Origin of the sequence: Devosia equisanguinis, assembly GCF_900631955.1 — a bacterium.
Taxonomy (GTDB): Bacteria; Pseudomonadota; Alphaproteobacteria; order Rhizobiales; family Devosiaceae; genus Devosia; species Devosia equisanguinis.
On sequence record NZ_UZWD01000056.1, the window covers coordinates 1 to 6,633 of the forward strand.

The 6,633-nt window shown below is 64.8% G+C and carries 7 protein-coding genes; 4 read left to right on the top strand and 3 right to left on the bottom strand.

Features of this window, described 5'->3' with window-relative positions:
• Positions 1 to 119 precede the first annotated feature (119 nt).
• On the bottom strand, positions 120 to 1,313 hold the full coding sequence (locus DEVEQU_RS18660; protein ID WP_126152117.1) for a pyridoxal-phosphate-dependent aminotransferase family protein: 1,194 nt from the start codon (positions 1,311 to 1,313) through the stop codon (positions 120 to 122).
• A 107-nt stretch (positions 1,314 to 1,420) separates the two neighbouring features.
• Between DEVEQU_RS18660 and DEVEQU_RS18665 the strand changes: the two genes are divergently transcribed.
• From DEVEQU_RS18665 to DEVEQU_RS18675, 3 genes are read left to right on the top strand one after another with little or no spacing between them, the layout of a single operon-like run.
• Positions 1,421 to 1,735: an ArsR/SmtB family transcription factor gene (locus DEVEQU_RS18665; RefSeq protein WP_126152118.1), complete on the top strand. Its 315-nt coding sequence runs from the start codon at positions 1,421 to 1,423 to the stop codon at positions 1,733 to 1,735.
• Positions 1,732 to 2,076, top strand: coding sequence for an SRPBCC family protein (locus DEVEQU_RS18670; RefSeq protein ID WP_126152119.1), 345 nt, complete (start codon positions 1,732 to 1,734; stop codon positions 2,074 to 2,076). Before DEVEQU_RS18665 ends, DEVEQU_RS18670 begins: the two co-directional genes overlap by 4 nt.
• Positions 2,077 to 2,129: 53 nt before the next feature.
• Positions 2,130 to 2,756 carry an ATP-dependent Clp protease proteolytic subunit gene (locus DEVEQU_RS18675; RefSeq protein ID WP_126152120.1) on the top strand — a complete coding sequence of 209 codons (627 nt, stop codon included), beginning with the start codon at positions 2,130 to 2,132 and terminating at the stop codon, positions 2,754 to 2,756.
• On the opposite strand, the gene DEVEQU_RS18680 is transcribed toward DEVEQU_RS18675, so the two are convergent.
• Together DEVEQU_RS18680 and DEVEQU_RS18685 are read right to left on the bottom strand one after the other, a co-directional pair.
• Complete coding sequence (locus tag DEVEQU_RS18680; RefSeq protein WP_126152121.1) at positions 2,753 to 4,006, bottom strand: multidrug effflux MFS transporter; 1,254 nt, start codon at positions 4,004 to 4,006, stop codon at positions 2,753 to 2,755. The two genes, DEVEQU_RS18675 and DEVEQU_RS18680, sit on opposite strands and share 4 nt — an antisense overlap.
• 109 nt (positions 4,007 to 4,115) lie before the next feature.
• Positions 4,116 to 5,327, bottom strand: coding sequence for an MFS transporter (locus DEVEQU_RS18685; RefSeq protein WP_126152122.1), 1,212 nt, complete (start codon positions 5,325 to 5,327; stop codon positions 4,116 to 4,118).
• A 136-nt stretch (positions 5,328 to 5,463) separates the two neighbouring features.
• Here DEVEQU_RS18685 and DEVEQU_RS18690 point away from each other — a divergent pair, with 136 nt between their 5' ends.
• Positions 5,464 to 6,438, top strand: coding sequence for a GNAT family N-acetyltransferase (locus DEVEQU_RS18690; RefSeq protein WP_126152123.1), 975 nt, complete (start codon positions 5,464 to 5,466; stop codon positions 6,436 to 6,438).
• Positions 6,439 to 6,633 lie beyond the last annotated feature (195 nt).

Sequence of the window (6,633 nt, forward strand, 5' to 3'; positions counted from 1 at the left end):
CTATCGCATATGGGTTTGAGCGTGCTGCACACCCCCTCCCAACCTCCCCCTGAAGAAGGGGGAGGCGTTATCGTGCCCGACCATGCGCTCAGAGGGACCTCGCATGGGCGGCTCCCACCTCACTCCAGCGCCGCTGCCGCCGCCTCAATCGCGCCCCTGCCACGAGCGATGCCCAGCGCCTGCATCCCCGCGTCCATGCAGGCCAGCACGCCCAGCACCATATGGGCGTTGACATGGCCCATATGGCCGATGCGCAGGAAGTCGTCATATTCGGGCTCGCTGGGCAGTGCCATGCCGAGGCCGATGCCGAGCGTCACGCCTGTTTCCTGTTCCATCCAGCGCCGCAAGGCCCCGGCACCGCCATTGGGAATGGTGGCGGCAGTGACTGAATGGCCGCGCCAGGCGGGGTTTTCCACCATCAGGCGAATGCCGCTGTCCCCAGCGCCCCAGGCATCGAAGGCGGCCCAGATCGCCCGGGCGAGCCGACCATGGCGGGCCCAGGCCGCGTCGAGCCCTTCCTCGTCCAGCATCATGCCGAGCGCTTCGTGCAGGCCGAAAATATGGTGCGTGGGCGGGGTGCCGCCAAAATGCTGCCAATACTGGCTGGCTTCGATGCGCTGCGTGATATCCCAATAGGGCGTCTTGCGGTCGGCAGCGCGCGCCACCGCCGCCGCCTTGTCCGACATCCAGATCAGCGCCAGGCCGGGCGGCAGCATCAGCCCCTTCTGGCTGGCGCCCACCAGCACGTCCACGCCCCACTCATCCATGCGCAGTTCATCGCAGCCCAGCGAGGCAATGGCATCCACCGCCAGCAGTGCCGGATGCCCCGTTTCGTCCATGGCCCGCCGCAGCGCCGGGATGTCGTTCTTGATGCCCGAGGCGGTATCGACATGGGTCACCAGCACCGCCTTGATGCGGCGCTCTCGATCCGCTGCCAGTGCTGCTGTGACCTGCTCGGGATCGGCGGCGGCGCGGCCGAAATCGAGCATCTCCACATCGATCTGCATGCGCTGGGCCGTCTTGGCCCAATTGGTCCCGAACAGTCCCGAGCCCAGCGCCAATGCCTTGTCGCCGCGCGAGAACATGTTGCTCAGCGCTGCCTCCCAGCCGCCATGGCCATTGGCGATGTAGATGGCCACATGGTGCTGCGTGCCCGCCAGGCGCTTGAGCTGATTGAACACCACTTCGGTCTGGGCGATCAGTTCGCCCTCATAAATGTTGGGCGAGGCGCGGTGCATGGCATTCAGCACCCGCTCGGGAATCACCGAGGGGCCGGGAATGGCGAGATAGGTGTGGCCGGTAGCAATGGGCATGGAGGAATCCGTGGGAGAGATGGCCCCAGCCTAGCGCGCTCCCGCATTGGCGCAAGGCTTCCATCCAGCGCTTGCCACGACTCATAAGTCTGTGCTTATCTATCGGCATGAGTGAAACCGAATTGTTCAAAGTCCTGTCCGATCCAACCCGCCGCGCCATTCTCGAGCGGCTGAGCGGCACCGAGTTGACGGCCACCGCATTGCGCGAGGGCTTTGCCATCAGCCAGCCGGCCATGTCGCAACATCTGGCGGTATTGCGCGGGGCAGGGCTGGTGCAGGAACGGCGCGAGGGGCGCTATGCCCATTACCGCGTTGATCCCGACGGGTTCGCTCCGCTCCATGCCTGGCTGGCGCGCTACCGCGATTTCTGGCCGAGCCGCATCGACAATCTCAAGGATCTGCTGAGGGAGATGGATCAATGACCGACGCCGACGACATGCTGGTGTTTGAGACCACGCTCGATGCGCCGCCCGAAAAGGTCTGGCGGGCTTTGACCATTCCCGAATATCTCGAGCGCTGGCTGCAGCCTCCGGCCGATACGGCGCTCGATGTCATCGCCTCCGAGGAAAACCGACGCGTCAGCTATCGCTGGCGCGAACCGGCGCCTGTGGATGGTCCGGCGATAGAGGATAGTGTCGTCACCTTCGAATTGACGCCGCAGGAGGACGGCCGCACCGGCTTCCGCCTGACCCATGCGCCTCTGGCCGTGCCAGCGGCGGCAAACAGCAACGACAGCGTCGCGCTCATGCTGCGCGCGGCCTGATACGCGCCCTCCGGGCGCTTCCCTTCATTGCCATCAAACTCAGGAGGTCGCCGATGCGCGACATGATGCAACTCGTCCCTATGGTGGTCGAGCAATCGAGCCGAGGCGAGCGCGCCTTCGACATTTATTCGCGGCTGCTGCGCGAGCGGATCATTTTCGTCAACGGACCGGTCGAGGACAATATGGCCTCGCTGGTCAGTGCCCAGCTCTTGTTTCTTGAATCCGAAAACCCAGCCAAGCCCATCTATCTTTACATCAATTCGCCGGGCGGCGTGGTGACGGCGTGCCTGGCCATGTATGACACGATGCAGTTCATCAAGGCGCCGGTGGGCACGCTGTGCATGGGCATGGCCGCGTCCGCCGCCACACTATTGCTGGCCGCCGGGGCGCCGGGCATGCGCGCGGTTTTGCCCAATGTCTCGATCATGCTGCATCAGCCCTCGGGCGGCTATCAGGGGCAGGTGACCGATATCCTCATCCATGCCGAGGAGAGCCTGCGCCTCAAGCGCCTCACCAACCAGATCTATGCCAAACACTGTGGCCGCACTTACGAGGAAGTCGAGGCCGCGCTGGAGCGCGACCGCTATATGGCGCCCCAGGAGGCACTGGCCTGGGGCCTGGTCGACCACATTTTTTCCGACCGCAGCCAACTGCTGCAGTCGGAGACGCGCACCGATTAGTGCGCGTCCATCACCGGGGCGTCGGACTTGGCATATTGCTCGCCGACGCCGAAGAGCTTACCCTTTTCGGCGACGAGGATGCAGACCAGCGCCATCACGCCCATCAGGAAGTAATTGGTCGCCACCGGAATGGTGGTGTTGTTGAACATCTGTCCGGCGAGGCTCCCCAGCACGGCCCCGCCTACCGTCTGCACGAAGCCGAATACCGAGGCCGCCGTGCCGGCAACCGCACCCAGCGGCTCCATGGACAGCGAATTCATGTTCGAAGAGGCCCAGCCGAAGGCGAACATGATGATGGCGAGGAGGCTGAAGAACAGCCAGAGCGGCAGATAGCCGATCAGGGCCAGCACCAGCCAGATGGCGGAGAAGATCGTGAATACCAGCATGGCGCCGTGCGACAGCCGCCGCATGCCGAAGCGGCGCACCACCTTGGAATTGGTGAAGGAGGAAATCGCCATCAACCCGGCCATGGCAGCAAAGGCAACCGGGAAGTAGACGCCCAGCCCATAGATATCGACATAGATCTGCTGGGACGAGGTGATGAAGCCGAACAGCGCGCCAAACAGGAACATGCCGGCCAGCCCATAGGAGATCGCCACCCGATTGGTGAAAACGATGCGGAAGCTGTCGAGGACGCTGCGCAGGGCCAGCGGACGGCGCTGGCTTTCCGGCAGCGTCTCGGGCAGGCGCAGATAGGTCCACACCCAGAAGGCGGCGGCCAAGAGGCCCATGAAGATAAAGATCGCCTGCCACGGTCCGGTCAGAAGCAGCACCTGTCCGATGCCCGGCGCGATGATCGGGATGGCCATGAACACCATGAAGGTCAGCGACATGATCTCGGCCATTTCGCGGCCCGAATAGCGGTCGCGCACCACTGCGGTGGCGATGACGCGCACGCTGGCGGCGCCCATGCCCTGGATGAAGCGCAGCACCAGCAGGATCGCGAAATTCGGGGCGAAAGCGGCGATGATCACGGCCACGACATAGATACCGACACCCACCAGCAGCGGCCCGCGCCGCCCGAAGCGGTCGGTCAGCGGCCCGAAGGCGAGCACGGCGATACCCATGCCCAGCATATAGGAAGACACAACGAACTGCCGCTCGTTTTCACTGGAGATGCCGAGCGCTTCGCCCATATAGGGCAGGGCCGGCAGCATGACGTCGATGGCCAGCGCGTTGAGCGCCATAAGGGCAGCAATAAGGGCAATGAATTCGATGCGGGGAAGAACCCGCGTGGCATGATCGGACATTTAAGAAACTCTATTGGGCCGCGCAGAAAGGGGCCGAAACATTGCGCGGGACCATGAACCCCGCGCCCTCATTTGGCAACTCACTATGCCAATAAAGTCGAGCGCGGCTTTACGCCCGCTTGAGCGTGAAATTGGTATCGGTTTGCTCGTTGATCGGAATGTGGATGGCCGCCGAGGCCAGGCCGAGCACGATGCCCAGATACCACACCAGGTCATAGGCGCCGGTGGCGTCATAGACATAGCCGCCCAGCCACACGCCGACGAACGACCCCAGCTGGTGGCTGAGAAAGGCGATGCCATAGAGCATGCCCATATAGCGCGGCCCGAAGAACAGCGTCACCAGCCCCGCGGTCAGCGGCACGGTGGAGAGCCAGAGCAGGCCCATCATCGCGGCGAAGGCATAGGCGGTCACTTCGCTGACCGGGAACAGCAGGAAGGCGGCAATGGCGATGGCCCGCAGGAAATAGATCGAGGCCAGCAGCAATTGCTTGGGCAGACGGCTGCCCAGCCAGCCCGACAGCAGCGAGCCAACAATGTTGAACAGCCCGATCACCGCAATGGTCCAGCTGCCCACTTCCGGCGACAGGCCGCACTGCACCAGATAGGCCGGCATATGCACATTGATGAAGGCCAGGTGGAAGCCGCAGACGAAAAAGCCGATCACCAGCAGCCGGTAGGAGCCATGCCCCCAGGCCCGCGACAGCGCCTCCATGAAGGGCAGGTCGGCCTGGCCGGGCACCGACTCGGTGCGCCCGCGCAAGGCGCTCGCCAGCGGCACGATCAGCAGCAGCAGCACCGCGATATAGACCAGCGCCATCTGCCAGCCGAAGGCGGAGATGAAGCCCTGGCCGACCGGAGCGAAAATGAACTGTCCGGCCGACGATGCCGCCGTGGCGATACCAAAGACGAAGCTGCGCTTTTCCGCTGGCACCACACGACCGAACGCGGCCATCACGACGCCGAACGACGCGATGGCGATGCCGACGCCGGTCACGATGCCTGCGGTCATGGTCATGGTCAGCGCGTCGGTCGAAAACGCCATGCCGAGGACGCCCAGGGCATAGACCAGCCCGCCCACTGCCAGCACCCTGCCGGTGCCGTAGCGGTCGGCAAAGCCGCCGGCGAACGGCTGGGCAATGCCCCAGACCAGGTTCTGGATGGCCATGGCCATGCCCCATTGTTCCCGCGTCAGCCCGAGATCGGCCGTGACCGGCAGGGTAAACAGCCCGAAGGCGCCGCGCGTGCCGAAGCCGATGGCCGCGATGATGCAGCCGGCGACGATGACCAGGGGCAAGGGAACGGCCGGGCGGACGGTGGACATGTTGGACTCTCCAGCGGATGCGCCAGCATAGGCCCGGCCCTTTCATCACGCCAAACGATAATTGGAATGGCTTGCATCAGCGTTGGTGATGACACCGCCCGCGTGACAAGCCCCATGGCGCTGCTATGCTATTGCCATGACTGCTCTTGTCGCCCTTGAATCGGCCCGATTTGGTCGCCTGTCCACGCTTGCTGCACCCATGGCGGGTCTGCATGGCAGCATCGCCGCCGTTCTGGCCGGCGCGGCGGAGGGCCGGGTCTGGGTCAATGACGGGGCCGAGCCGCGACTGGCCGTCATCGACGGGCCTGAAGGCACCTATCTCGTCGGCACCACCCACGATCCGGCGCTCGCCCGGTCGATAGCGGAGCTGCTGGCCGATTGGGTCTATCTGCATGTCGATCCGGTGGCCTTGGGCGCCATCCATCGCATCCTGCCCAATCGCCACATGTTGCCACATCCGCGCCTCGCCTTCCGCCTTCGGCCGGCGCGCTATGGCTTTAGCTTGCCGCCGCCGCTGGTGCTGGCGGTCGATGCCGATGGTCTGGGGCATCGGCTTTATGAGGGCACCAATGAAATCGCCCGCTGCCTGCCTGATCTGATCGTCGGCAAGCGCTGCGAAATCGGGGTCTGGGTGCATCCGGCCTGGCGGCGCCGCGGGCTGGCCGTCCAATTGGTGGCCGCGGTGCTGAGCGCGCTCGATGCTGCCGGGTTCACCGAGGTGGGCTGGCATTGCCACGCTTCCAATCGCGCCTCTGCCGCAATCGCGCGCAAATTCGCGGTTGGCGCGCCCGCCGCCACGCTGGCATACAGCGCCTCGCTGCCGGCGGAAAATGTCGGTGATCTCGATCCGCAGACCTGTCGCACGCTGGCGGCGCATTTCGAAGCCGGCGAAGCCGAAATCGACTGGTTGGCCTTCCATGCCGCTTGCGCCTGGTCCCTGGCCGGCGCCGAGGACCAGGCCCTTGCTGCCGTCAACCGGCTGGTCGACCGGCACTGGAACGGCGAGGCGGACTGGATAGCAGGCCATTGGGCCATGGCCGCATTGGTCGGCCACCCCCGCTTGTCTGAGGCCCTCGACACTCTCAAAAAACAAAAGACCCAGCCAGGCTAGGGCAGGGTCTATCTCAGCAAACCGGATGCAACTCCTCCCCCTCCTTCAGGGGGAGGCCGGGAGGGGGTGTGCAGCACGCTCAAACCCAAGCGCGATAGGCGCCGCTCATAAGGGCAGTGTTTACTTTTGGCGCATTCGGATGCGCGGAGGCCGCGGCTCCATCGCCCCCTCCCCCTTGAGGGGAGGGCCGGGGAG